Annotated in this window: 20 protein-coding genes and 3 pseudogenes; 11 read left to right on the top strand and 12 right to left on the bottom strand. The window is 57.2% G+C overall.

The window, feature by feature from the left end; genetic code table 11:
• Window positions 1–176: 176 nt before the first annotated feature.
• The 5 genes and pseudogenes from JQR90_RS18745 to gbcA all read right to left on the bottom strand — a co-directional run.
• A pseudogene (locus JQR90_RS18745) lies at window positions 177–890 on the bottom strand (MCP four helix bundle domain-containing protein); the annotation flags it as partial.
• 526 nt (window positions 891–1,416) lie between these two features.
• Window positions 1,417–2,502, bottom strand: a pseudogene (locus JQR90_RS18740) (methyl-accepting chemotaxis protein); the annotation flags it as partial.
• A gap of 45 nt (window positions 2,503–2,547) precedes the next feature.
• Window positions 2,548–3,039 (bottom strand): annotated as a pseudogene (locus JQR90_RS18735) (MCP four helix bundle domain-containing protein); the annotation flags it as partial.
• A 165-nt stretch (window positions 3,040–3,204) separates the two neighbouring features.
• Window positions 3,205–3,780 (bottom strand): hypothetical protein, encoded by a 576-nt coding sequence (locus JQR90_RS18730; protein WP_434140227.1) that lies wholly within the window; start codon window positions 3,778–3,780, stop codon window positions 3,205–3,207.
• Between the two features lie 213 nt (window positions 3,781–3,993).
• Window positions 3,994–5,292 carry a glycine-betaine demethylase subunit GbcA gene (gene gbcA / locus JQR90_RS18725; protein WP_434140226.1) on the bottom strand — a complete coding sequence of 433 codons (1,299 nt, stop codon included), beginning with the start codon at window positions 5,290–5,292 and terminating at the stop codon, window positions 3,994–3,996.
• A gap of 80 nt (window positions 5,293–5,372) precedes the next feature.
• Between gbcA and JQR90_RS18720 the strand changes: the two genes are divergently transcribed.
• The 3 genes from JQR90_RS18720 to JQR90_RS18710 all read left to right on the top strand — a co-directional run bounded on the left by JQR90_RS18720 (window position 5,373) and on the right by JQR90_RS18710 (window position 7,850).
• A complete protein-coding gene (locus JQR90_RS18720) occupies window positions 5,373–5,600 on the top strand; it encodes a hypothetical protein (protein WP_434140225.1) in 228 nt (75 codons plus the stop codon).
• A 10-nt stretch (window positions 5,601–5,610) separates the two neighbouring features.
• A complete protein-coding gene (locus tag JQR90_RS18715; RefSeq protein ID WP_010796196.1) occupies window positions 5,611–6,708 on the top strand; it encodes a hybrid-cluster NAD(P)-dependent oxidoreductase in 1,098 nt (365 codons plus the stop codon).
• Between the two features lie 218 nt (window positions 6,709–6,926).
• A complete protein-coding gene (locus tag JQR90_RS18710) occupies window positions 6,927–7,850 on the top strand; it encodes a LysR family transcriptional regulator (RefSeq protein ID WP_010796195.1) in 924 nt (307 codons plus the stop codon).
• Here JQR90_RS18710 and JQR90_RS18705 read toward each other — a convergent pair.
• Genes JQR90_RS18705 through JQR90_RS18695 form a run of 3 tightly spaced genes read right to left on the bottom strand, consistent with a single transcriptional unit; the run spans window position 7,767 to window position 9,557 of the window.
• Complete coding sequence (locus tag JQR90_RS18705) at window positions 7,767–8,084, bottom strand: AzlD domain-containing protein (RefSeq protein WP_074827195.1); 318 nt, start codon at window positions 8,082–8,084, stop codon at window positions 7,767–7,769. The genes JQR90_RS18710 and JQR90_RS18705 overlap by 84 nt on opposite strands.
• Window positions 8,063–8,767, bottom strand: a complete 705-nt coding sequence (locus JQR90_RS18700; protein WP_434140224.1) for an AzlC family ABC transporter permease — start codon at window positions 8,765–8,767, stop codon at window positions 8,063–8,065. The genes JQR90_RS18705 and JQR90_RS18700 overlap by 22 nt, the downstream gene beginning before the upstream one ends.
• Before the next feature lie 43 nt (window positions 8,768–8,810).
• Window positions 8,811–9,557, bottom strand: a complete 747-nt coding sequence (locus JQR90_RS18695) for a 2OG-Fe dioxygenase family protein (RefSeq protein WP_010796192.1) — start codon at window positions 9,555–9,557, stop codon at window positions 8,811–8,813.
• A 246-nt stretch (window positions 9,558–9,803) separates the two neighbouring features.
• Between JQR90_RS18695 and JQR90_RS18690 the strand changes: the two genes are divergently transcribed.
• A complete protein-coding gene (locus JQR90_RS18690; RefSeq protein ID WP_312271172.1) occupies window positions 9,804–11,096 on the top strand; it encodes a diguanylate cyclase domain-containing protein in 1,293 nt (430 codons plus the stop codon).
• 109 nt (window positions 11,097–11,205) lie between these two features.
• Here JQR90_RS18690 and JQR90_RS18685 read toward each other — a convergent pair whose 3' ends face one another.
• On the bottom strand, window positions 11,206–11,544 hold the full coding sequence (locus tag JQR90_RS18685; protein ID WP_150348455.1) for a hypothetical protein: 339 nt from the start codon (window positions 11,542–11,544) through the stop codon (window positions 11,206–11,208).
• A 736-nt stretch (window positions 11,545–12,280) separates the two neighbouring features.
• Between JQR90_RS18685 and JQR90_RS18680 the strand changes: the two genes are divergently transcribed.
• The 4 genes from JQR90_RS18680 to cydB all read left to right on the top strand — a co-directional run bounded on the left by JQR90_RS18680 (window position 12,281) and on the right by cydB (window position 18,788).
• Window positions 12,281–14,683, top strand: coding sequence for a CHASE domain-containing protein (locus tag JQR90_RS18680; protein WP_434140223.1), 2,403 nt, complete (start codon window positions 12,281–12,283; stop codon window positions 14,681–14,683).
• Window positions 14,684–14,756: 73 nt separating this feature from the next.
• Entirely contained in the window at window positions 14,757–16,286 is a 1,530-nt protein-coding gene (locus JQR90_RS18675; protein ID WP_434140222.1) for a sensor domain-containing diguanylate cyclase, read from the top strand.
• A 116-nt stretch (window positions 16,287–16,402) separates the two neighbouring features.
• Window positions 16,403–17,776, top strand: a complete 1,374-nt coding sequence (locus JQR90_RS18670) for a cytochrome ubiquinol oxidase subunit I (protein WP_434140221.1) — start codon at window positions 16,403–16,405, stop codon at window positions 17,774–17,776.
• 4 nt (window positions 17,777–17,780) lie between these two features.
• A complete protein-coding gene (gene cydB / locus JQR90_RS18665; protein WP_434140220.1) occupies window positions 17,781–18,788 on the top strand; it encodes a cytochrome d ubiquinol oxidase subunit II in 1,008 nt (335 codons plus the stop codon).
• 51 nt (window positions 18,789–18,839) lie between these two features.
• Here the strand turns inward: cydB and JQR90_RS18660 are convergent, their stop codons facing one another.
• From JQR90_RS18660 to JQR90_RS18650, 3 genes are all read right to left on the bottom strand, one after another.
• Window positions 18,840–19,130 (bottom strand): PepSY domain-containing protein, encoded by a 291-nt coding sequence (locus JQR90_RS18660; protein WP_122041343.1) that lies wholly within the window; start codon window positions 19,128–19,130, stop codon window positions 18,840–18,842.
• A gap of 346 nt (window positions 19,131–19,476) precedes the next feature.
• Window positions 19,477–20,439 carry a CHAD domain-containing protein gene (locus tag JQR90_RS18655; RefSeq protein ID WP_219651760.1) on the bottom strand — a complete coding sequence of 321 codons (963 nt, stop codon included), beginning with the start codon at window positions 20,437–20,439 and terminating at the stop codon, window positions 19,477–19,479.
• A 338-nt stretch (window positions 20,440–20,777) separates the two neighbouring features.
• Window positions 20,778–21,563, bottom strand: a complete 786-nt coding sequence (locus JQR90_RS18650; RefSeq protein WP_434140219.1) for an ion transporter — start codon at window positions 21,561–21,563, stop codon at window positions 20,778–20,780.
• A 158-nt stretch (window positions 21,564–21,721) separates the two neighbouring features.
• Here JQR90_RS18650 and pap point away from each other — a divergent pair, with 158 nt between their 5' ends.
• From pap to JQR90_RS18635, 3 genes are all read left to right on the top strand, one after another.
• Window positions 21,722–23,212 carry a polyphosphate:AMP phosphotransferase gene (pap, locus tag JQR90_RS18645; RefSeq protein WP_010796181.1) on the top strand — a complete coding sequence of 497 codons (1,491 nt, stop codon included), beginning with the start codon at window positions 21,722–21,724 and terminating at the stop codon, window positions 23,210–23,212.
• 17 nt (window positions 23,213–23,229) lie between these two features.
• Entirely contained in the window at window positions 23,230–23,853 is a 624-nt protein-coding gene (locus tag JQR90_RS18640) for a class I SAM-dependent methyltransferase (protein ID WP_125889549.1), read from the top strand.
• Window positions 23,854–23,975: 122 nt separating this feature from the next.
• On the top strand, window positions 23,976–24,659 hold the full coding sequence (locus tag JQR90_RS18635) for a DUF2238 domain-containing protein (protein ID WP_125889548.1): 684 nt from the start codon (window positions 23,976–23,978) through the stop codon (window positions 24,657–24,659).
• The last annotated feature ends 4 nt before the right edge of the window (window positions 24,660–24,663 follow it).

The following is a 24,663-nucleotide window of genomic DNA, read 5'->3' as shown; positions in this document are numbered from 1 at the left end:
TCGATCTCATCGTTCTGGCGCTGCAAGCCGCGAGTGCTTTCGCTCATGACCGCATTCATTTCTTCCGAAGCACTGGAAAGCTGATGGGCAGAATCATTGATTTGACCAATCGTGGAGCGCAAATTGCCCTGCATGGTAGAAAGGGCGCCAAGCAGTTCAGCCGCTTCATCCTGACCTTTTACCGTAATGGCTTGGCTCAAGTCGCCCCCAGCGATGTGCTTGGCAACCTGGACGGCTTGGCGAATAGGCGCAACGATGCTGCTAATCATGATCCAGGCCAACACACCTGTAATGACAAGCGCTGACAGAATCACGAGAACTGATACCCACTGTACATGCCCATACAGAGTGCTAGCCACAGTGCCGGATTTATCTGCTTCGTCGAGATTATATTGCTGCGCTTTTAATAGGCTTCCGGCGAGGTTACGACCCGTCGTTATCATGTTATCCGCCACAAATTGACGCGCCTGCTCAATTTGCTGTTGTGCAACCAGCCTTTGAATAGTGGCAACACCCGTCATGTAGTCCCTGTAGTGAACCTGGACCTCATTGAACAACTGCCGGTCTTCTTCAAGGAAAATGGTTTTTTCATAGGCGGCTAACTGAGCTTGCACATCGGTAGCCAGTTTTTCGATCAGAACGTTTGATGTTTTTAAGATGGCCGGATCGTCATCGGTAACGAGCCGCAGGGCTTCAAGGCGAATGGTGCCGATATTGATGGCTATCTTATCGACACTCGCCAAGCCGGGTAGCCAACTCTGCTCGATTTCGCTCCCCGCTTCGCGAATCTTGGATAGTTGGGTCAAATTGAACGTACCCAATGCCAGCAGGAGCGCCGCGATGACACCAAAGCAGAGCAACGTCCGATGGGCGATTTTTAGATTTCTCATAACAAGCTCTCCTGACAGGCACAAACTAGCTATGCACCCAGGCAGTGGGATAAAGGGTTATGACGAAATATCGGAGCGTTCTGTTATTTCTGGAGGTTTAGATGATCGATGGTCGACATTAAGTTGCAACAAAAGATGAATCGGTTCACCTGCTCTTGGCCGAGCCTTCAAAACCGATAAGACGTGAACGACTGAGGCCCATAATTTTCCTGACAGCAACTTTCATATAACGATATGGGCGTTTTACAGATGACTTCAGAATATTTAGTCAGACAGTCAAACTGTCTATTGCGTTGCGAGTTCCGGCGGCGGCGTTCTATGGTCGTGCAGAGCCCCCTATCAGGCACAGTGGTTGCGTACACAAAAGGCTATTAACGCAAGCAGTTATCAAACATAGCGTCTTTCCCAGCCCAATTTCGAACGCAGTGCTTTGGCCATTTACAACAAGCCAGACGGGCAAGAGCACTATCTCGCTTTGCTGAATATGTTTGAAGAAGGTGCCGGAGGTACCCGGCACCTTGTAGGGTTACAGCGAGAAGCGACGTACCAGACCACTGAGGTCTACCGCCAGGCGAGAAAGCTCCTGCGTGGCAACGCTGGTCTGCTGTGCACCGGCTGCCGTTTGCACAGACAAGTCACGGATGCTGACCAGGCTGCGGTCCACTTCACGGGCGACCTGAGCCTGCTGCTCGGAGGCGCTGGCAATCAGCAGGTTACGGTCGTTGATGTCGGCCACATTCGACGTGATGGTCGACAGGGCTTCGCCGGCCGCGTTGGCTTTTTCCAGCGTGCTACGTGCACGCTCGGCGCTGCTCTGAAGCGCTTGTACGGTGTGGCCGGTCCCCTGCTGGATGCTACCGATCATGGATTCGATTTCACGGGTCGATTCCCCGGTACGGTGTGCCAGGGCACGGACTTCATCGGCCACGACGGCAAAGCCACGGCCAGCATCGCCTGCACGGGCGGCTTCAATAGCGGCGTTGAGCGCCAGCAGGTTGGTCTGCTCAGCCACAGCGCGGATCACATCCAGGACCTTGCTGATATTAAGGGCCTGCTCGGCAAGCTCCTCGGCACTTTGAGAAGCGCCCAAGACATCGCTGGTGAGTGCTTCAATGGAGGCAATGGCATCGCTTAGTTGTGCACGGCCCTGTTGAGCTGAATGACTGGACGCCTGTGATGCTTCAGAGGTGCTGACCGCGTTGCTGGCAACGCCTTCTACAGCAGACGTCATTTCGTTCACAGCGGTAGCCGCCTGCTCGATCTCATCGTTCTGGCGCTGAAGACCACGGGTAGACTCTTCCATGACTGCGCTCATTTCGTCAGCCGCCGATGACAGCTGAGTAGCCGAGTCGCCAATCTGGCCGATGGTCTGGCGTAGGTTGACCTGCATGGCGGCCAATGCCTGAAGCAGTTCCGCTGCCTCGTCCCGACCTTCGGCTTTCACGTTCTGGCTCAGGTCGCCACCGGCAATCTGTTTGGCAACGCTTACTGCCTGGCCAATAGGTTTGACGATGCTGGCTGTCAGCAGCAGGGCCAATGCGATCGTGACGATCACGGCCAGTACAATGATACCGATCACGATCGCCTGGGCCTGGCTGTAGCTCTCGGCTGCGGCCTGACCAGCCTTGGCCGCTGCATCCTGGTTGATCTTTTGCAGCAGCAAATTCTGATCGTTGACGATGATGCCACGAGGCGCCAGTTCGGTATTGATCAGCTTGTTGGCGGAGGACAGATCCTCTTCGCTTACAAAGCCCTGTACCTTGGCCAGAATGCTCATGTATTCCTGAAAGGTGGTTTTGAGCGTGGAGAGTGCCTGGCGCTCCTGTTCGCTGGAAATCAGCGTCTCGTATTTCTTGAAAGTTTCCTGGATCTTGCCATCCAGTGTGGCAATGGTCTGGTTGCTCTTGGCCTGCACCGCCTTGTCCGGGTTCGCTACCAGGCGAAGCACCTCGACACGAAGACGGGTGATGTTCAGCGCAATTTCGTCTGCCGTTGCAAGGCTCGGCATGGCGTTGTTTTCGATGACTTGTCCGGCACGGCGGATATCAGCCATTTGCACCAGGTTGGAAATGCCAAGGATGATCAGTAGCAGGGCTACTGCACCAAAGCTCAGAAGGGTCCGGTAAGAGATCTTCAAATGTCTGAACATGATCGGTCCTGTTAGAAAAATAAGGGCAGGCGATCCTTCGCTCTGTAAGGGATGCCTGCATATCGGACGCGATCGGGAATGCTTAAGGGTAGCCATCAGCAAAAGGCTAAACGCTTGCAGCCTGACAGGAAAAGACCAGGGCCGCCGAAGATAGCTGAGACAGGATCAGTGTTTGCTTAGGACGTGCTGTACCAGAGCCTTGTGAGCGGCTTCGTCCTTTCGGTCGGACAGCAGCTGTACAACCGCAACCCGCGCATCTGCCTCGGCAATAAAGGCGGTGCTGCGCATGGGCGTGCCGTTCATGACTGACGTGGTTTCCAGTTGCTGAAGGGTCAGGCCGTCGCGCTTTAGGGTCTTTTCCTTTAGCACTTTGAATTTGCTGCCGCTCAGTTTTTGCCGTGCATAGAATGCGGCTTTGGCCTTGGCAAGCACGACTCGGTTGCTGGCGCTTTTATCTTCTGGCACCGGCGTTTCAGAGGTAACGATCAACTGTTGGCTGGCCCTGTTGATATACAGTTTGCCGCGTGCTGACGGATCTTCGGCAGTTGTGCCGGGCGGCAGGGGACTGACATCGAACCCCTCGGGTAATGCCAGCACTAGCTGATGGTTCAGCAGGGAGATGGAGCGGCTATTGGCTGTCTGGGTGGTTTCGGCCTTGCTGGCAGCCTGGACCGGTAGAGTGACAAGGCCGAATACAAGGGCAGCCGAAGCCAGGGCCATTTTCAGGCTGTTGTTGTTCATGTCAGATCCTTGAATGGATTGCGTTGAGTCCTTTGGGTGCCGAAAGGCTTGGCAGCCAGGGCCCAACGACTGGCCGGATTATTTCATAGCGACAAGCCTGCATTGCGCTGCGCTTTCCTGAAGCGTGCAGTGCTTGGCAGTTGAAAATGCAACGGTTTTTGACTGAACAAAAGAAACCCCGCCGAAGCGGGGTTCTTAAAACAAAGTAGTTAATCAGCCATCGGCACCCACTTGACGCAGGTGCGGTGCGGGCTGCTCCTCGCCCAGGTTGGCCAGTAGGCGTTCGCTGTACCAGTCAATGAAATTAATGACGCCAAATTCATAGGTCTGTGAATACGGGCCGGGCTGGTAGGCCTTGGAGTTGATGCCGCGCTGATTTTCCTCGGCAAGCATTCGGTCCTGCTGGTTAGTGGCATCCCAAACCTTGCGCAGATTTTCTACCTCATAATCGACGCCCTCTACTGCATCCTTGTGCACCAGCCACTTGGTGGTAACCACGGTCTGTTGGGCGCTGATTGGCCAAACAGTGAACACAATCAGGTGATCCCCCATGGCGTGGTTCCAGGAGTGCGGTAGGTGCAGGATGCGCATGGAGCCCAACTCCGGGTTCTTGATACGCCCCATCAGCTTCTTGCAGCCGGGCTTGCCATCCAGCGTCATGGAAGCCGTGCCCTTGAGTAGCGGCATGCGCACAATGCGGTTACGCAGGCCAAAGCTGGCGTGGGCATACGGGATCTGCTCGGCCTCCCAGGCGGCGGCGCTTTCGGCAACGTGATCCTTGAAGGCCTGGTTGGCACGTGGATCGGTTACATCGTCCCATTCCAGGAGTGTCTTGAGCAGCTCTGGGTGTGAGCCGTTGCAGTGGTAGCACTCGCGGTTGTTTTCAAGCACCAGCTTCCAGTTGGCGGCTTCCATCAGGTCCGTACGGGCTACGACCTTGGTGTTTTCCATGTCGTACGGTTCCATGTAATGGTCGAGCGTACGCAGGAAGTCATCGATAGCGGGAGGCTCTTCGGCCAGGCAGATAAAGATGTATCCGCCCGCCGTTTTCACATGCACCGGCTTCAGGTTGAAGTCCGCCATGTTGAAGTCAGCGCCCATTTCGGTACCGGCAAACAGCAGGCGGCCGTCCAGCTCGTAGGTCCATTGATGATACGGGCAGACCAGCTTGGCCACCTTGCCTTTCTCGCTGACGCACAGGCGAGAACCGCGGTGCCGACACACGTTATGAAAAGCGTGTACCTTGCCTTCAGCACCACGCACCACCATGACGGGGTTATCGCCAATCTGCAGCGTGAGAAAATTGCCTTTGGCAGGGATTTCACTCGTCATTCCGGCAATCAGCCACTCCTTGCCAAAGATCTCCTGCATGTCGATCTGGAACAGACGCTCATCGTTATAGAACAGCTGTGGCATCGAGTAAGTTCGCTCACGGGTACGCAGCATCTCTGCGGTGGCCTTGCGGGCCGATTCCAGCGGATCGCCCAGACTCAAAGGGTAGGTGACGTCCATCGGTATCCTCATGCGGCGGCACACCGGTGCGCCGGTGAAAAAGTGGCTGATAGGGTTGTGATGCAAGGCGTTTGGACAGCTTGTTCAAGACTGCCCGTGTGGTTGGTGAAATCAGTGTGGGGCTGCGTCTGGATGGGGCCTTATCCACGCGCGACATGGTCGAATCATTTCCCGACGCGGCAAGTCCCGTGGACGCTGGGCTGGTCGCTCTAAGCATGCCGATGTCGTTGGCAGGTAAATGCCGACGAAAGGGCCTCTCCACAATCGCCCCATCACCGCCTGAAGATGCGGCGGGTCTCAACGCGTGAGGGCACGTGCATGAACAGCTTTCTGAATCCGGTTACTACGCAGACCTGGGCCAATGGTCGCCATGCGGTACGTTGCGTCAAGGCGATTCAGGAAACCTGGGATGTACGAACCTTCTGCTTCATGGCGGACGTACCCCTGATGTACTTTTTCAAACCCGGTCAGTTCGTGACGCTGGAGCTTGAGATCGAGGGGCAGCAGGTGATGCGTTCATACACAATCTCCAGCTCGCCCTCCGTGCCCTACAGCTTCTCGATCACGGTCAAGCGTGTCCCGGGTGGCAAGGTATCGAACTGGCTGCATGACAACCTGCGTGAAGGGCAGGAGCTTGCGGTGCATGGGCCGGTGGGGCTGTTCAACGCCATTGACTACCCGTCCGACAAGGTCCTGCTGCTCTCCGGTGGCGTAGGTATCACACCGGTGATGTCTATGGCCCGCTGGTTCTTCGACACGAACGCTAACGTGGACATGGTGTTTGTACACAGTGCCCGCACGCCAAAGGACATCATCTATCACCGCGAGCTGGAGCACATGGCCTCGCGGGTCTCTAACTTCTCGCTGCATCTCGTGTGCGAGCGGAGTGATCTTGGGGAGGCCTGGGCGGGATATCGCGGTTTCTTTGATCGGCGCATGCTGGAATTGATGGCGCCGGATTTTCGTGATCGCGAGGTGTTCTGCTGTGGCCCGACACCTTATATGAATGCTGTGAAGACCATGCTGCGCGAGCTGGGCTACGACATGGCCCGTTACCACGAGGAGTCCTTTGGCGCGACGCCTGCGGATGTCAAGGAAGAGGTTCTCGAACAGGCCGGTCTTGCGGCCGACACACCGCCGGTTCCGCTGGCGGATCAGTGCGAGGTGTTATTTGCGGGCAGCGGCATGAGTGTACGTGTTGGACCAGGTGAGACTGTGCACGGAGCGGCTGCCAAGCTGGGCCTGCATATTCCAAAGGCATGCGGCATGGGCATCTGCGGCACCTGCAAGGTGCTCAAGACCCGTGGTTCGGTTGTCATGGAGCACAACGGCGGCATTACCGAAGAGGACGAGGCCGAAGGTTACATCCTGTCCTGCTGCAGCGTTCCGCAAGGGGACGTTGAAATCGATTTCTAAATACTCTACAGCGGACATGCCTGTTTGGGCGTGTCCGTCACCGTTTCCTTTTCCCGTCTGATATTACCGCAGCGGCACAATGCCCCTATTTTTCATGTGGGCTATTCCTGCTCTAATACCGCCAGGCACTGAGACAGCTGCTAAGGTAAGGTAGAAGATCGCAGCATTGTGTGATCAGATCGCTACAGCATCGCTCCTTTCTGATCGAGGGCGTCAAAATGGATGTCAGAACGCTGCGCAACCTGACGCGGGTGGCGCGTACAGGCTCTCTGTCTGCCGCGTCAGATGAGGCCTGCCTGACCGTGCAGGCCCTGGCGGCGCAATTGAACAAGGCGGAAGACCAGTTCGGGTTCAGGATTTTCAAGCGATCCAACAAGGGATTGCACCTGACCGAGCGTGGTCACGCGCTCATGCCTTATATCGAGAAGGTGGTGGAGTCCGCCCGGCAACTGGACAGCAAAGCTGCCGAGTTAAGCCAAGCCACGCCACGGCTGCTGCGGGCCGCACTGAACAGCACGCTACCGGCCGATATCAACCAGTGCATCGTCAAGCGGATGATGCAGGTCTTCAGCGATTATCACCTGGAGTTCAGCTTTGCCGAGTCCATCGAGAACCTCAGCAAGCTGCGTAACGACAATATCGACCTTGCGGTACTGATCGGACCACCGCAAGCCGATCTGGCCAGCCTTGAGCTGGCTGATCTTCATATTGATGTCGTAGGTGCTTACCACGGTGCCGATGCAGAGGCGTACAGCGACCTGAGTGACAAGCTGCTTGTTAGGCCGACCAGCGACTGCCCTTATTCCACCAGTTTCGAGCGGTTTCTGGACAGTGGTCAGACGGTGAGCCAATGGGGGCATCGCATGATCTATTCGGGTAGCGAAACCCTGACCGTCTCGCTGATCAAACAACTCGATGGCTTGGGCGTCGTTTCACGGGCGGCGGCTTGCAAGCATGGATTGTCCATCGTACCGGGGTTTGAGGATTCGCTGCCGGTACGCCTGGTCGTCAACAATGTCGACTTGCCTATTCGTGCCCTGGAGCAGCTGACCCGTCCCTTACAGCACTCGCCCCAGCGCAATATACGACAACAGGCCTACCGCCACACTGAGGAGCAGGTTCTTACTGAAATAAGCGCATAACAGCGTCGGTATGGCGGCAACGAATTCGGGCCGCATGAGGTTCACATGCTTTTCCGTCACCACCAGTGGTGTGAGGGTAATGGCGGCGACGATGCAGACCGGCAGAAACTCAAGCGTTCGCGTCAGGAATCCTGGCCAGCGCTCGGTACTGAGCTGCATCGGTAGCACCCGTGGTAGTAGTGTCACTGCGGTCATCAGAACGATTATCAGGATCAGGAACGTTTCTTGAGACATACGCCTACCCAGCAGCCAAAGAACGTGGCGATAAAGACATTCAGGGCGGACTCGAACAGCAGGTTCAGCACACCCATGCAGGCCACCGCCGCTAGAGCAGCCACCAGCTTGCCCTTGGAATCACAAAGCGAGACCAGCACGTACAGCATCATGGCGGTCAAGGCATAGTCGAGCTTGTACTGGATCAAGCGGGCAGTGTAGGTCGAGCTGAGAGCACCCAGCAGCGCGCCCAGCACCCAGGCACTGTGACAGAAGAGGTTGAACGAGATCAGGTAACGGGCATTGACCGCAACGCCTTTCTGCAACTTGCTGCTGTGAAAGGCAAAGGACTCGTCCGTCAGCTCCGCCGCATACACCCACCGTTCCAGACGGCTCAGGCCTGTCGTGCGCAGGGCTCTGGACATGTACATCGACATCAGCATGTGACGGGCGTTGATCAGAAAGGTGGTCATCACGATAGTGACGATCGAGGCGTTCGCCGTCATCAGTGCCAGAGCGGCGAACTGCGAGGCACCGGCATAGACGAACAAGCACATGGCGACCGGTAACCAGAGCGGATAGCCTGCATTCACGGCCATCAGGCCGAAAACGAACGAGACCGTAAAATAGCCAGCGACGACCGGACTGGCCTCGCTGAAGGTGCGTAGCTCAGGAGCTTTCCGGGTTAAAACACGCGTATTCACACCATCCTCTCATTGCCGGGCTGAAATCGGACCGTTCATAGGTTTACCGCACAATGTCATGGGCCGTCCCAGGTTTAGAGAAAGAAATGGCGATGATCTGACGGAATGCCGGGCGCTTTGGGTCCTTCGTGGACGCAGGCGTCACGTAATGACGCATCTCCCGGTCCAGGAAAAACGTCGTGTCCAGGATGTGCTCGTAAGTCAGCGCGGCGAGCAGCTCCTCTTGTACGTTATATAACCGACTTTCGGCGCCTGCGATGTTATGCCGACCCCAGAAATGCATTGCGCTGAAGGGGTAGCCGTCGCAGTGAATTCCCTCAGGCGTGATTTCGACCTGCTGGCCGGGGTTGATCTCGATCCGAATCTGGTGAATCTGGCACTGCCACATATCGTTATGCAGATGCGCTGGCAATACGCTTTTGTACACCTCGAAATCCAGGGCGATCAGGCTGCGAAGAACAGGGGAGGCGATCACTTCATCGGAGAAGTCCTGAAAATGCCGCTCCATGCCGCCTACATAGCGATTGTTAGCCAAGGATTGTACATAGGGGCGATGTTCGAGCTGGCGCAGCTCCTGATTGACGGGGTGGTACTCGAAATCGCTGTAGCGTCTGAACCGTGCGCCCGACTCGGCCTGGCCATAATAACTGTCGCGCTCCATAGCTTCCCAGCTATGGGTCAGCCGGACGAATTCGTCAAAGTTGCCCGTCAGGCTGAAGTCTGCGCCTTTCACATTGGCAAACTTGTTTTGACGCAGGGCGTCACCAACCGCCTTGTTGAGAACAATCATGATCGTCTCCGCTCCATTGAACGATCCACTCTAAGCGCTGGGCAGATTTGCTCTATGAGAAATAATTTAAGGCATCTCAACGAAAAGTTGAGATTGGCTGAGCGCCTGCTGCCTGCATGAGGTGCCCACGGTCCGATGGTCATTCATCGGGCGATCGGATGGTCATGTCAATTTGCTGCGGGTCTCGCCGATAAAGGTGTACAAGATGTGTCCTACTTGGGGCACGCCAGTTGCCAGATACCTGCCATGACCCTTTCTGCTCTCACATTTGATAGCGAGTTTCAGCTCCGTGGCCTCATCGATGCCATACAGGAATTCATTGTGCTCAAGGATGGGCAGGGACGATGGCTGATCACGAACAGGATCGTGATCGACACCTATCGCCTGCAAGGCGTTGACTATGTGGGCAAGACCGACATGGAGCTGGCGCTGATTCGACCGGAGTTCCATGAGGCTTTTGTCTACAACGTGCAGACCGACGAGCAGGCCTGGCAAAAAGGCTCGGCGCTGCGTATCCAGAAATCTTTCATGGGGCTGGATGGCCGTCTCAACACGTGGGAAGTGATCAAGACACCCAGTTTCGATGAAGCGGGTAATCGCCACCAGCTTGTAATCGTCAGCCGCAATATTACCGAGCGTCGTGTGGCTGAGCAGGCACTGGAAGCCAGTGAACAGCGTTATCGGCTGATTGCTGACAACATGCTCGACATCATTGGTGTGTTCAAGCCGGAAGTAGGCATCGAATATGTTTCGCCTTCCTTTGAGCATGTCCTGGGGCATCGGGCGGCTATCTATCTGGGGCGTGACATGTTCGAACTGATCCACCCGGACGATATTGATCCCTTGCGCAGTGCGTTTCGAATGCTATTGGAGGGTAGCGTCTCGCATACGACGGTCGAATGCCGCTGTTACCATGCCCAAGGGCACTGCATATGGTTCGAAACGCATCTCTCCAGTACCTATACGAATGAGGGCGTTCTGGACAATGTCGTTTTTGCCTGCCGTGATATCTCAGCACGTAAAGCCTACGATCAGCATCTTCAAACGCTGGCCTACCACGATCCTCTGACGGGCGCGCCCAACAGACGCTTCCTCATGGACCAGATTCAGCTCAGGATCGATCAGGCGTCGACCGATTCAAACTTTGCCGTTCTGTATCTGGATCTTGATCGATTCAAGCCCATCAATGACGAGAGGGGGCATGATGTGGGGGACGAGCTGCTGATTAGGTTCGCCAGCAGGCTCAAGCAGAACCTGCGTGCCAACGACCTGTATGCCCGTATTGGCGGCGACGAGTTCGTGATCGTACTGGCCCAGGTAAACGAGGTTCAGGCGGTCACCATTGCTGAGCGGTTATGTCTGGCCTTGCAAGCGCCATGGATGCTGCCGTGTGGAGAGCTCAAGACCACTTCGTCCATTGGTGTGGCGCTTTACCCTGATGCCGGTCTGTCTGTGCACACCCTGCTGCGTCATGCTGACGAAGCCCTGTATGAGGCCAAGCGGGCAGGGCGAGCCTGTGTCATGGTCTACAACGGATAAAAGCAAAGCAAATACACAGGCGCCAGGTTTGGCAGGCGGGGCGGGGTATCAAGAAGAGGAGATAATGCAGGGGGGCAGGCATTGTCTGGCAAGGCCTGCCCCTGAACAGTCACGCGTCGCAGAGGGTGCGCATGCCGTTGACAGTCATCTCAAGGTGCTGCTCCAGACGCTCCAACTCAGCCTGCAGCGGCTCGGGGAACGGATGGCAGTCCAGTGCCTGGGTTACCAGGGTGCTTATCAAGACGAAGAAGGCGAGCACCTCTTCCGGATCGGAGCTGGCATTCAGGCGCGAATAGCGGGCCTGCTCCGAAGCATAATTGGTTTCAGCGACATCAAACTTGCGCAGTACAGCGCCCAGCCACTGGGTCGAATGCACACAAAACGGCGTGCCCCGATAGGCTTGCGGCTGGCGTTGTTCGTAATGCTTTTGAGTGTTGTGTGTATTCATGATCTGTATTTGCTTCTAAGGGCTAACAAGGCTCAGCAAACTGGATGACGCAAACTAACTGGACGGTATTTACGGTCCGTCGAATTTCCTGCCACCTAAGGCTCATGCCTGAGCGCTTTCAGTTGGCTTCATCAGCTCAATCAGCTTGATCGTTGTATCGGCGCCCCTCACAAAAACATGAGTACGAAGGTGCAACGGGCAGACGGACGATCATCTGCTGCTAGCCTTGCCGATTGATGGCTATTTGCCAACAAGAAGCGGCGTAGGGTAGTGAAACGGTTGGCATCCTGCTACTGATTTCTGATCACGTTATGTGACCGCGGCAAGAAAAACAGGCTAAACGACTTGCATGGGTACGCGGGGATGGTAAGGCGGGGGGGAAGACTTTCTGGCGGGCAACAAAAAACCCGCCGAAGCGGGTTTTCTGGTTGACCTTACTCAACGTCCTGTAGAGCTGCCATCCTGGCCTGATCATTCATCCTTGATCTACCTGAGCGCTTCCTGCGCTGCAGTCCGATAGGTGTAGATTACGCACCTTATACATTCATACCTAGAGCCAATGACGCCTTGTGCGTGTAAGCCTTTGGCTATACCTGTTCTGCGCTCATCTGCATCCGCATGCGCATGCCTCGCACCGGTCGGCTTTCGCTGCAAGTCAGACCTTAAACTCCATTGCTTTCTGCCGATATGAAGACTGGGTTACCGCCTGTCCATCTGACTGTCTCGTTGAATGATCATGTTTCGATCCTCGTTTTCCCTGTGGCTTACCCAGCGCTCCCTCGTACTGGTTTCCAGCGTGGCGGCCCTTGGGCTTACCGTGACGCTGCTTGCCTGGTACATCCTGCAAGGTTCAGAGCAGGAGGCCGCCCGTGAGCGCTTTTCCCGTGGCGCATCGGAAATTACCCGGGAGCTGGATGGCGCAATGGCACGCTATGAACGCCTGTTGCGGGCGGGGAGCAGCCTGTTCAATGCCGGCGATGAAATTTCCCGACTGGAATGGCGCCAGTTTGCCGAAAACATGCGACTCGAAGAGGATTACCCGGGGATGCAGGGTTTTGGTTTCGCCCCGTTGATTGCCGCTCACGATAAGAGCAGTTTTGAGGAGCGTGTCCAGAAAGAGGGCTTTCCAGGTTACGAGATCAGAACCGGCAGCGGACGCGATACGTTCATTCCTGTTCTCTATATCGAGCCCTTTATGGGACGCAACCTGAGGGCATTCGGGTTCGATATGTTTTCCGAGGCGAACCGGCGAGCGGCGGCCGAACAGGCCCGTGACTCAGGCCAGGTAAGCCTGAGCGGGAAGATCACGCTTGTGCAGGAGACCGAAAACCCTCAGGCCGGTACCCTGATGTTCGTACCGTCCTATTTCAGCGACATGCCGACCCAGACGGTCGAGCAGCGACGCAAGGCCTTGCGAGGGTTTGTTTTCGCCCCTTTCAGGATGGGCGATCTGATGTCGGCCGCCCTGAAAGACCGTGCCGATGATCTGGCACTTGAAATCTACGATGGTGAGCAACCTGCAGCGGCAAACCGCCTGTATTCAAGGCGTATGGATCTGGTAAGTACCCTGCCAGGTTACATACCCCGCTTCGACAGCCTCCAACATATTGACGTAGCCGGACGGCAGTGGACATTGCGTTTCGTTACCTTGCCTGCCTTCGAGACAGCGGCCCCTGCCAGCCGTGCACAGGTCGTATTGTTCAGTGGTCTGGGACTTACCCTGCTGCTCTGTGTGCTGGTGGCATCCTTAGCCACCATGCGTGCCCGTGCCGAGCAACTGGCAGATCGTATGAGTCGCGCCTACCGGGAAAGCGAAGCGCGGATACGCTCCATTATCGACGGGGCGGCGGAAGGCATCGTGATCACGGAAAGCGACCCGGCCATGACTGTCTTGAAAATCAATCCAGCAGGTGAGCAGATGTTGGGTTTGCCAGCTGCTGAGGCCAAGGGCCGCTCGCTGGCGCATCTGCTGGCTGTGAAGGGTGATCGCATTTTGAATGATCTGCGTCAGGGTACGACCAGCAGTGTCTGGCTCGACACGCAATACGCGTCGGCAAAAGGTCAGTGCCGCAGCCTGAACATGGCCATTACGGTCGCCGAGCAGGATGGAGTCCAGCGTTTGATTGTGCTGATCAGTGACCAGACTGACCTGCATCAGGCACGGCAGCAGGCTCTGATGACAGGTGCTCTGAACGAGGCGATCCTGCTGCATTCGCCGTTCTGCATCTTCTCGACCGATCCTGAGGGCCGCCTGCGTACAGTTAATCCGGCCGGTGAGCGGCTGCTGGGCTACTCCCGGGCAGAGCTGGTCGAGACGCAGTACATCAGCGACCTGCTGGATGCCAATGAGCAATCGGTCAAGGCCGAGCAGCTGAGCCAGGCGCTGGGCCGTACGGTGACGGAGTGGGAGAGCTTTGTCAGGCTGGCGCAGGAAAAGCCCGAGGAAGAGCACGAATGCGGTTTTGTCTGCCGTGGCGGGATACGGTTACCCGTCAACCTGGCCGTGACGGCGTTGCGTGGCCAGGCGGGCCAGATCACGGGGTATCTGGGGATTGCCTACGACATTACCGAGCGCAAGCGGGCCGAGGAGCTGATGCGCTATCAGGCTCTGCATGACAGTTTGACCGGCTTGCCCAATCGCACGCTGATGGCCGACCGGATGAGCATGGCCATCGAGCGGGCCAAGCGAAACCAGGAGGTCTTGGGGGTCATGCTGATGGACCTCGATCACTTCAAGGAGATCAACGACACCCTGGGGCATGACGTGGGCGATGAGGTCCTCAGGCAAGTAGCGCATCGCCTGAAGAGTGCTGTACGTCAGAGTGATACGGTGGTCCGCCTGGGGGGCGATGAATTTGTTGTGCTGTTGGGTGATCTGAAGCGGATCGAGGATGCCAGCAATGTCGCTACGAAGATCCTGAAGACCATTGAGGCTGACCTGATCATCGGGCCGCACCGCCTTTACCTCTCTACCAGCATCGGTATCGCTCTGTATCCGGAGCAGGGTGTGGATCTGGACGAGCTGCTCAAGAATGCCGATCGGGCCATGTATGAGGTCAAGCGGCGCGGCAAGAAGGGGTTCGCGCTGTCCCAGACCTCATTGACACCAGAAGATCAAATAAAACAGCGGCTTGTCTGATGACCTTTGGCTATGATTGAAACACTGCGGTGATGGGTTCGCCGTCGTAAGAAGATTATAAGGATAGCGAAGCATGCCAGACCCCCACGAGATCTCGAAGAGGGCCAGCCGATGGCCGTCACAGCGTCTCGCGCTCGGCTTCGTGATCCTGGTCTGTCTGTCCCTTTTCAGTCTGGATATCTGGCAGGCCTTACGGGGGCGGGGCGAGCGGCTTCAGGAGGCCGAGGTCGCCACTTCCAACCTGGCACGCTCACTGGCGCAACATGCCGACGATACAGTCGAAGAGGTCGATATTGTTCTGGCCGGTATCGCTGAGCGACTGGCTTGGGATGGAATCGAAGAGACCAACCGGGTCCGCATGAAGGCCTGGCTGCAGGATCGGATAAATGCATTACCCCAGCTGCATGGGTTGTTCATCTACGACCAGGACGGGCGCTGGATCGTCACCTCGAACAGTCAGGATCCGGTAAACATAAACAACGGGGATCGGGAATATTTTGCCTATCACCGTACCCATAAGGACCTGGGGCCGCATATCGGGCCGGTCATCCGTAGCCGCACGACAAACGAGCTGGTGATTCCGGTGTCTCGGCGGATCAATCGTCCCGACGGGGGCTTCGCTGGCGTTGCGCTGGCAACGCTGAAGGTCGAGTATTTCAACCGTTTCTACGCAGACTTCGACATCGATCAGCAGGGGACTATCTTCCTTGCCCTCCATGACGGAACCATACTGGTGCGCCGCCCGTTTGACGAAGCCTTGATCGGCAAAAGCCTGGCCAAGGGGCGTATCTTCAGCGAGCTGCTACCGGTCTCAGCAACCGGGACGGGCATGGTGAAATCCATCGTGGACGGGGTCGAGCGTATGTCGGCCTACCGCAAGATGGACAAGTACCCGTTGGTGGTCATGGCGGCTGTCTCCAAGGAAGCGGCCCTGGCGTCCTGGTACAAGGACATGAGCCGGTCGTTCATTACCGGGATTCTGCTGATTGCCGTAGCCGGGTTCGGATTGGCCCTGATTCGGCAGATCCGTATTGACCTGGAGACGGAGCGGGCGCTACGTGAGTCGCACCATGCGCTGGAGAAAATGGCCATGGAAGACAGCCTGACCGGGCTTGCGAACCGGCGGCAGTTCGACATGGCCCTCAAGGCCGAGATCAGCCGGGCCCGGCGGGCGCAGACGTCGCTGGGCATCATCATGATCGACATCGATCATTTCAAGCGCTACAACGACCTCTATGGTCATCCAGCCGGCGACGAGTGCATCAAGGCTGTAGCGGAAGCCGTGCTGTCCTGTACCCGTCGCGCTGTCGACCTGGCAGTCCGCTATGGGGGCGAAGAGATTACAGTGCTGCTCCCGGATACGGACGATGCCGGTACCCATCAGGTGGCCGAAAACATGCTCAACGCTGTTCGCAAATTGGCGATCCTGCATGAGGGTAATGAAAACGGCCGTATCGTCACGATCAGTGCCGGTGTCTTCAGTTGCGTACCCAAGGGCAGGGGGGCGACCAGCCAGCACTTGATCAAGTCAGCCGATGAGGCGCTCTACGCCGCCAAGGCGGCCGGGCGCGACCGGGTTTATCCTCCGCTAAGCAAGATGTGAGGCGCTGGGTCAGTATTAAAATGGAATTGAAACGCCATCCCTGTTGTCGCAATAGCGAGGTTTGAAGCCGAGCGGCCAAAGCCTCTCGCTTCGTAACGCTTGCCCTTCAGGTTTTTATGGACGTCACTGATCCCGCCCTGCAGATCGCCCGAGCCCAGTTTGGCATCACTATCGGCTTTCATATCGTGCTGGCTGCGTTCAGCATCGGACTCGCCAATTTTCTCATGGCCCTAGAAGGGCTCTGGCTGTGGAAAAGACAGCAGGCCTATCTTGATCTCTATAAGTTCTGGCTAAAGATCTTTGCGCTGAACGTGGCGGTCGGAACTGTATCGGGTGTGGTCATGGAGTTCGAGTTCGGCACCAACTGGGGACGCCTCTCGACCCAGGCGGGTTCGATCATCGGCCCGTTGATGTTCTATGAAGTCATGGTGGCGTTTTTTCTGGAGGCCGGTTTCCTTGGCGTCATGCTATTTGGCATGAAGAAGGTAGGCCCCAAGCTCCACTTCTTCACAACCTGTGCGGTAGCGGTGGGTTCGCTGTTCAGCGCTTTCTGGATTCTGGCCGCCAACTCCTGGATGCACACGCCTGCCGGTTACTCCATCGGGCCGGATGGCCGTTTCGTGCCGGAAGAGTGGCTCGCCATTATTTTCAATCCCTCCTTTCCTTACCGCTTCGTTCACATGACCTTTGCCGCCTTTCTAGGCACCGCTTTCATGGTGGGGGCTGTTGGCGCCTGGCATCTGCTGCGCGATGCGTCGAATCCGCGGGCGCGGATCATGTTTTCCATGGCCATGTGGGTAGTAGCCATCGTTGGGCCACTGCAGATCATTGCCGGGGATCTGCATGGGGAAAACACCCTGGAGCATCAGCCGCAGAAGGTTGCAGCCATGGAAGGGTCGTGGAACCGACCGGCACCGGGGGAGGGCGAGCCGCTACGGCTGTTTGCCGTACCGGATATGGAGCAGCAGCGTAATCATTTGGAGCTGGCGATCCCGCACATTGGCTCCTTGTACCTGCGCCACAACTGGGCCGGCACCATCCAAAGCCTGAGCGAGTTTCCGGCCAGCGATCTCCCTCCAGTCCCTATCGTATTCTTTGCCTTTCGGATCATGGTGGGGCTGGGCCTGCTGATGGCGACCGTCGGCATTGCCAGCCTGATCATGCGTACGCGTGGACGCCTGTACACCGCCCGCTGGCTGCACTGGATCGTGCTCCCGATGGGACCGGCCGGCTTTATCGCCATGCTGGCCGGATGGGTCGTGACCGAGACCGGGCGACAGCCATTCACGGTCTACGGATTGTTGCGCACGGCTGACAGCAGTTCGGCACAGTCCTTTTCTTTCGTCATGACCTCAACCCTAAGCATTCTGGCTGCCTATGTGATCGTCTTCGGGATTGGGCTTCTTTACATGCTTCGGGCCATGGCCAGGGCACCCAGGGCTGATGAAAAGGGCCCCGAACCCTCCCTTGCCAACGAGACCGGTGAATAATTCCATGTCCGCCGATTTGATCCATCAACTTTCTGCCGCGGCGCTGGCATTCGCCATCATCACTTATGTGGTGCTGGATGGGACGGATCTGGGTGTCGGTATTTTGTTTCCGTTCCACAAAGAGACGCAGAGCCGCCATGTCATGGCGTTTTCCATTCTTCCCATCTGGGATGGCAACGAGACGTGGCTGGTGCTGGGTGGCGGCGGGTTGCTGGCTCTGTTTCCCGCGGCATACAGCATCTTTTTTACCGCCATGTATGTACCCATCATTGCCATGTTGCTGGCTCTGGTGTTTCGGGGCGTATCGTTGGAGTTTCGTGACCGCGCAACTCCGGCACATCGGCGCTGGCATGATGTGGCATTCGCAGGGGCGTCTACGCTGGCCGGCCTTTGCCAGGGCATTGTCCTGGGTGGGTTGATTCAGGGGATTCCAAACGATGGCAGCCGGTACACGGGTAATGGCTGGGACTGGCTAAGTGGTTTTACGCTGACCTGTGGGATCGGTCTGGTGGTGGGATACGCGCTACTGGGAGCCTGCTGGCTGGTCTGGCGCACGGAGGGTGACTTGCAGGCTCGGGCCCGAAAACAGGCATCGCTGTTGGGTGGGTTCACCTTGCTGCTCATGGGGCTGGTCATCGTGTGGACCGCAGGACTTCACCCCCTGTATCGGGAGCGCTGGGCCCAGGGCGAGTGGGTGATCCCCCTTCTAGGACTGATGGCGCTTCTGGCGCTGGCCTTCTGGAAGGCATTGCCATGCCGCATCCATTACCTGCCCCTGTTTGCCGTATTGGGCTGGTTTGTGGTGGCGTACGCCGCCTTGATTCTGGCCTTGTACCCCTTGGTCATCCCGCCTGCGCTGACCATTTTTCAGGCATCGTCACCGACCGCGAGCCAAACGTTCATGCTGACTGGGTTTGCCGTACTGATTCCGTTCACCCTGGCGTACAGCACGTACGGCTTCTGGGTGTTCCGCGGCAAGATTCGTCCACGAGAAGAGGCTGATGGAGAATAGGTTTCAGCCCTGCAAGAGACCAAGTCCTACGCAGGGCTGGTGAACAGCGGATCAATCGATCGTCTTACGACCCACTTCTTCACGATCGATTTCTTCCTGGATGATATTGCCGGTACGGGGATCGGCCCGGAAACGATACTTCTCCGAGTTGAGCTTGAGGCCCTTGCCAACCCATTCGCCATTTTCGGCATCCAGGCGGCTCACGGAGGTATAGCCGTTTTCGATGATCTTGGCTTCGACTTCTTTCTTGGGCATCCAGTCCGCACCAGGCTGATCGGCCCAGGCGAAGCCAGTGCCGGCAACCGACAGCAACAGACCTGCAATCACGTGTTTCGTCTTCATGGCACACACCTCAAGGAAATAGGGGATGGCCGCCGCACGGGCTGGCACGTCTCGTCCAGCATGCGTCATGCACAAAGTGTTGATTCGTGACGGTCGGCTTGATCTGGCCATATCTGAAAGAGTGCAGGCGCTGTTGCCGCTCCCTTTGATGTTTTTGCCTGGCTTGACCGACCATCCCGCATCGAACACTAGCTTCGAAGCGCACCGAGGAAGACAAGTTCCAAGGCTAATTGAAGGAAATGTGCCCGTTAATGTTGCGAAATTTGCAGAAAAAGGCAGGAACATGTCTAGCTCGGGCCAGAGCGGCGATTAGCTGCCCTGACCCGCATGAGGCGAGTCGATCCGCTTATGCGGTTACCGGCTCGACCAGATAGGGCAACAGGCCGGCTGGCTCGTGTTTCTTGGCTTTTTTAGCTTTGCTCGGCATGGCTGTGATGTTCCACAGCTTTTCCCAATGCTCCAGGAGCGCGTCCGGCTTATCTACGTAAATACGCTGCCCCAGCTCCATGGCCTTGGCCTGTAATTGCGCGCGGTGGACAAGAATGCTTTCGTTGATGGCCTGACGTGTGCTGACGGCACCAAACAGATCAGACTCCTGCTCGAGCAAAAGCTGCATCACCGCCAGGTCGTGGTCATCACCCAGATAAGCAGACAGCTTTTCCAGGCACTTCTGGCGTGATTTGAAGTGCTCTGGCCAGGCGTCCATCAGCAGCTGTGTGTGATACCAGTGATCCTTCACACGCTTGCGCCATTCGTGCAGGGTTTCGTCAGTGGCATTACTGCGAGCGACCTTGAGTGCCAGACGGCCGTCTTTGTAGGTCTTGAGAATGCCGCTTTCCAAAAGGCCAAAGTCTTTGCCTTTGAACTTCCAGGTAGACACCTTGTACTTGGCGTCTTCCAGTTCTTCCACCAGATCGGCATGGGAACTGGCTGCCTCGCCTTGGGACGCCTTTTCAGCCCGCTCGACGAGTCGGCCCCTGACGCGCTTCATGGCCGGTGAATTGAAGCGCTTGCGGTTGGTTTCGGTCAGGGCATCCCAGCTTTCGATGACGGCTGCGGCATCACGCAGGCTGGACAAGCCCTGACCGAGATCGCGAAAGCGAATGTTTTGAGCCGTGAAGACTTTTTTGCCTAAGGGTTCGCGCACCAGTCTCAGCACGGCGCGGATTTCTTTCAGCCGCTTGCGGGCGTTGTGCACGCCTTTGGCCGAGCCTGCGCTCAAGGATTCCTGGGCTTTTTCTATCCGTTCAACCACTACACGGCGGATCTCATCGTCAACCCGCTTACGCGCTTGAATACGAAACGACATTTCCCTCTCCTGTAAGGACTTGGTGCTCAGCTGAGCATATCGCCTCCGAGAGTATCGGGGGCATTGCTGGCGAACCAGTGGCGTCGATCAATCTTCATCAAACTGTCATATAAGCCTGACAATAGTTAAAGATTTGCCTGTGCGTTTCGCTGTCAGCCAAGCGGTGGGTTCAGTAAAGATGAGTGAAAAAGCAGGGGGTTAGTTCGGCCCTAGAGCGTGTGGCCGGTCACGCCGGGGAGTTTTACCGCTAGAGATCTAGCGTGCTGAGAAAGACGCCAGTCCAACCGATGCCCATCGACGTTTTCTTTTAATCCCGGTCAATTCAGCAGGGCGCAGCCTTAGCTATCCTTGGTCGGATGCGGTATTTCCGCCGCGCGGGTGGCATGCAGCTCCTGGCGCAGCGTTCGGACTTCCTCGTGCAGTTCATCCACCTTGGCCAGCAAGGCACGCATCATCTCGCGGTCAGTGTTCTGCTCGTGGGCGTCCTGCTCATCCTTGTCACTCAGAACCAGCGAGCCGATGTACGCGGCAAAGCTGCCGAATAATCCCACGCCGCCAATCATCAGCATGACAGCCACGATGCGGCCTAGTGTGGTGACTGGATAAAAGTCGCCATAGCCTACGGTGGTCACAGTCACAAAGGCCCACCAGAGCGCTTCTTCGGCCGTATTGATGGAGCTTTCAGGGTTGGGCGCTTCGACCATCAGCATGGTGATGGCGCCAAATGCCACCAGAAGCAGGGTTGCCGTGGCGGCCGACGCGACAATGCCTTCGGCGCGATTGCGAAACAGGAGTCGCCAGATCATCGCAAGCGACTTGATCGCACGCAGGATGCGCAAGATCTGCACCACGCGGACCAGCTTGGCGCCCTGAAAACCGGCTGCGGGAATACAGGCCAGCAGATCAAGCCAGCCCCAGCGCATGAAGTGCCATTTGTTGGGCGCTGCGCGAAAGCGCAAACAGAAGTCGATGAAGAAAAAGACACAAACCCCATTATCCAGATAACCGAGCAACTGCGAGACTTCTGGCGGCAGGGCAAAAAACAGATCGGCTACCAGTGAGCCCAATACATAAAACGACAAGACCAGGATCAGCAGTTGAAAAGGCGTAATGTGTTCTTTCATGAAGCGTCCGGTAATTACGGTATCTTGAGTGTAGGGGTCGCTAGACCCGGTAAAGTCACGTTCACTGGAGCCGAACGACCCGCATCGCTTGGGTTCCAATACAAGACGATTACTGCGCCATACGCGCTTGAAAGGCCAGGCTGACAGGGGAGAGCCGCATGTTTGAATCCGCCGAAACTGATCACGTCATCGACAGGGAAACCTACGAGGCGGCTGTACCAAAGCTGCGTCAGGCGCTGCTGGATGCGCAGTATAAACTCAAGGAGCAGGGGCGGTTTCCGGTCATTCTGCTGATCAATGGCGTAGAAGGTGCCGGCAAGGGCGAAACAGTCAAGCTGTTGAGCGAATGGATGGACCCGCGCCTGATCCAGGTCGAATCCTTTCTAGAGCGAACCGAGGAAGAGCGGCTGCGCCCACCGGCCTGGCGCTACTGGCAGCGCCTGCCGCCCAAGGGGCGGATCGGCATCTTCTTTGGTAACTGGTACAGCCAGCTCCTGCACGCCCGCGTGGAAAAACGCATCAAATCGGCTGAGCTGGAGGAGGGCATCGGCGACGCCGAGCGTCTGGAGCGCATGCTCAGTGACGAGGGTGCATTGATCCTCAAATTCTGGTTTCACCTGTCCAAGAAACAGCTCAAGCACCGGCTCAAGGTGCTCAAGGACGACCCCTTGCATAGCTGGCGCATCAGTCCGCTGGACTGGCAACAGTCCCGGACCTACGACAAGTTTGTCGAGCACGGCGAGCACGTTCTGCGGCGAACCAGCCGCGACTATGCGCCCTGGTATGTGGTAGCCGGTTACGACGAAAATTACCGCAGCCTGATGGTAGGCAACATCCTGCTCGAAGCCTTGAACGGCGCGCTTGAGCGAGACGCACAGCCGCCCCGCAGCCCACACACCGCTCCACTACCGCCCAACCTCGACGGGCGCGGGGTGTTGAGCAGCCTAGATATGTCCCAGTCCCTTAGCAAGGACGAATACAAGGAGCAGCTTATCGCCGAGCAGGCACGGCTGTCCGGACTCGTGCGGGACAAGCGCTTCAAGCGTCATGCGCTGGTCGCCGTGTTCGAGGGAAACGATGCCGCTGGCAAGGGCAGCACGATCCGCCGGGTAACCGGGGCACTCGATCCTCGGCAATACCGCATCATTCCCATTGCCGCACCGTCTGAAGAGGAGCGTGCGCAACCCTATCTGTGGCGATTCTGGCGGCATATTCCACGATTAGGCGGTTTTACCGTCTTTGACCGTTCCTGGTATGGCCGCGTGCTGGTAGAGCGGGTAGAAGGCTTTGCCAACGAGGCGGACTGGCTCAGGGCTTACAGCGAAATCAACGATTTCGAGGAGCAGCTGACAGATGCCGGTATCGTACTGGTCAAATTCTGGCTGGCCATCGATTCGGATACGCAGCTCAAGCGCTTCAAAGAACGTGAGGAGACCCCGTTCAAGCGGTTCAAGATCACTGAGGAAGACTGGCGCAACCGTGACAAGTGGGATGTGTACAGCGCCGCAGTCGAAGACATGGTCGCGCGCAACAGCACCGAAATTGCCCCTTGGACACTGGTCGAAGCCAACGATAAACGCTTCGCCCGGGTCAAGGTATTGCGTACCATCAACGATGCCCTGGAAGCGGCATTTGAACGAAACCGTTGATTGACCTGGACGACGCCATGACCTTGCCTGATGAGCTCGAACGAATCACTGCCCTGACGCTGGCGGACTACGACCAGACGGCCGAGCGTTTTCGCGAGGGCACGCGAGATCATGATGTCAGCCAGAACATCGAGGCGCTGCTCAGGCATTTGGAAGGTCAGGCCCCGCAGCGCATTCTCGACTTTGGCTGCGGGCCGGGTCGGGACCTGAAAACGTTCACGCGTCTGGGACACTCTCCCGTGGGCGTCGACGGGTCTGCCGAATTCGTAGCCATGGCTCGCGCCGATTCGGGGTGCGAGGTCTGGCATCAAAACTTTCTTGCCCTGGATCTTCCGCCAGCGCATTTCGATGGGGTGTTTGCCAACGCCACGCTATTTCATGTCCCGCTCAGCGAGTTGCCACGCGTACTCAAGGCGTTGCATGCCACGCTCAAGCCGCGCGGCGTGCTGTTCAGCTCCAATCCGCGAGGTGACAACCGCGAAGGCTGGAATGGTCGGCGCTATGGTGCCTACCACGACTTCGACAGCTGGAAGCGTTATCTGACCGACACGGGGTTCGTCGAACTGGAGCACTATTACCGGCCCGCCGGTTTGCCTCGGGAGCAGCAGCCCTGGCTGGCGTCGGTCTGGCGCAAGGTATAAACGTAACGTAACGAATTGAGTCTGCCACCGACCCAACGCTGGCTTCCTGCGGTCTACCGTTCTGTAATGCGGTCTGCTCCTCGCAGGCTGGCCTGACTGCGGAACGACGTAAGGCGGATGGAATGACTCAACACAAATGGCTGCTTCGATCACTCGTCCTCATCGTATGTGCGGCATTGGTCGCCTCCAGCATCGCACCCTATGACCGCACGACATGGCTGATGGAAATCTTTCCGGTGCTGATTGTGCTGCCGCTGCTGATCACCACGCATGAGCGCTTCAGCCTCACACCGCTGCTGTACATCCTGATTACGATTCACGCCTTGGGGCTGATTGCAGGAGGCGCCTACAGTTACGCCCGCGTGCCCTTGGGTAGCTGGATTCAGGAGTGGCTGGATATGGACCGTAATCCCTATGACAAGCTGGGGCACTTCATGCAAGGATTCGTACCGTGTCTGCTGGCTCGTGAGATCCTGATCCGTGAGCGGCAGGTGTCCGGTTACAAGATGCTCGCGTTTCTCTCCGGGTGCGTGGCGGTGGCGGTCAGCGCCGTCTACGAGATGATCGAGTGGTGGGCTGCATTGGCGCTGGGGCAGGGCGCAGAGGAGTTTCTAGGTACGCAGGGGTATGAGTGGGATACCCAGTCCGACATGTTCTATGCCCTGATCGGTGCAACAGTAGCGCTCGTGACCTGCTCGCGGTTGCAGGATCGCCAGATTCGCCAGCTGGAAGCCCACCGGCCGACACCCTCAGCCGCCCGACCGCCTTTGGATCGCCCGGCGCCCCGACACGAGCAGGCCCCCTGAGGGT

Origin of the sequence: Pseudomonas sp. JZ114 (assembly GCF_051027705.1) — a bacterium.
Classification (GTDB): domain Bacteria; phylum Pseudomonadota; class Gammaproteobacteria; order Pseudomonadales; family Pseudomonadaceae; genus Chryseomonas; species Chryseomonas luteola.
This window is presented reverse-complemented; position numbering and strand designations above follow the sequence as displayed.

Coding starts and splice junctions, on each gene's coding strand:
- JQR90_RS18730 (WP_434140227.1), bottom strand. CDS start 3,780: ATGAACAACAACAGCCTGAAAATGGCCCTGGCTTCGGCTGCCCTTGTA.
- gbcA (WP_434140226.1), bottom strand. CDS start 5,292: ATGGACGTCACCTACCCTTTGAGTCTGGGCGATCCGCTGGAATCGGCC.
- JQR90_RS18715 (WP_010796196.1), top strand. CDS start 5,611: ATGAACAGCTTTCTGAATCCGGTTACTACGCAGACCTGGGCCAATGGT.
- JQR90_RS18710 (WP_010796195.1), top strand. CDS start 6,927: ATGGATGTCAGAACGCTGCGCAACCTGACGCGGGTGGCGCGTACAGGC.
- JQR90_RS18705 (WP_074827195.1), bottom strand. CDS start 8,084: ATGTCTCAAGAAACGTTCCTGATCCTGATAATCGTTCTGATGACCGCA.
- JQR90_RS18695 (WP_010796192.1), bottom strand. CDS start 9,557: ATGATTGTTCTCAACAAGGCGGTTGGTGACGCCCTGCGTCAAAACAAG.
- JQR90_RS18690 (WP_312271172.1), top strand. CDS start 9,804: ATGACCCTTTCTGCTCTCACATTTGATAGCGAGTTTCAGCTCCGTGGC.
- JQR90_RS18685 (WP_150348455.1), bottom strand. CDS start 11,544: ATGAATACACACAACACTCAAAAGCATTACGAACAACGCCAGCCGCAA.
- JQR90_RS18680 (WP_434140223.1), top strand. CDS start 12,281: ATGTTTCGATCCTCGTTTTCCCTGTGGCTTACCCAGCGCTCCCTCGTA.
- JQR90_RS18675 (WP_434140222.1), top strand. CDS start 14,757: ATGCCAGACCCCCACGAGATCTCGAAGAGGGCCAGCCGATGGCCGTCA.
- JQR90_RS18670 (WP_434140221.1), top strand. CDS start 16,403: ATGGACGTCACTGATCCCGCCCTGCAGATCGCCCGAGCCCAGTTTGGC.
- cydB (WP_434140220.1), top strand. CDS start 17,781: ATGTCCGCCGATTTGATCCATCAACTTTCTGCCGCGGCGCTGGCATTC.
- JQR90_RS18660 (WP_122041343.1), bottom strand. CDS start 19,130: ATGAAGACGAAACACGTGATTGCAGGTCTGTTGCTGTCGGTTGCCGGC.
- JQR90_RS18655 (WP_219651760.1), bottom strand. CDS start 20,439: ATGTCGTTTCGTATTCAAGCGCGTAAGCGGGTTGACGATGAGATCCGC.
- JQR90_RS18650 (WP_434140219.1), bottom strand. CDS start 21,563: ATGAAAGAACACATTACGCCTTTTCAACTGCTGATCCTGGTCTTGTCG.
- pap (WP_010796181.1), top strand. CDS start 21,722: ATGTTTGAATCCGCCGAAACTGATCACGTCATCGACAGGGAAACCTAC.
- JQR90_RS18640 (WP_125889549.1), top strand. CDS start 23,230: ATGACCTTGCCTGATGAGCTCGAACGAATCACTGCCCTGACGCTGGCG.
- JQR90_RS18635 (WP_125889548.1), top strand. CDS start 23,976: ATGACTCAACACAAATGGCTGCTTCGATCACTCGTCCTCATCGTATGT.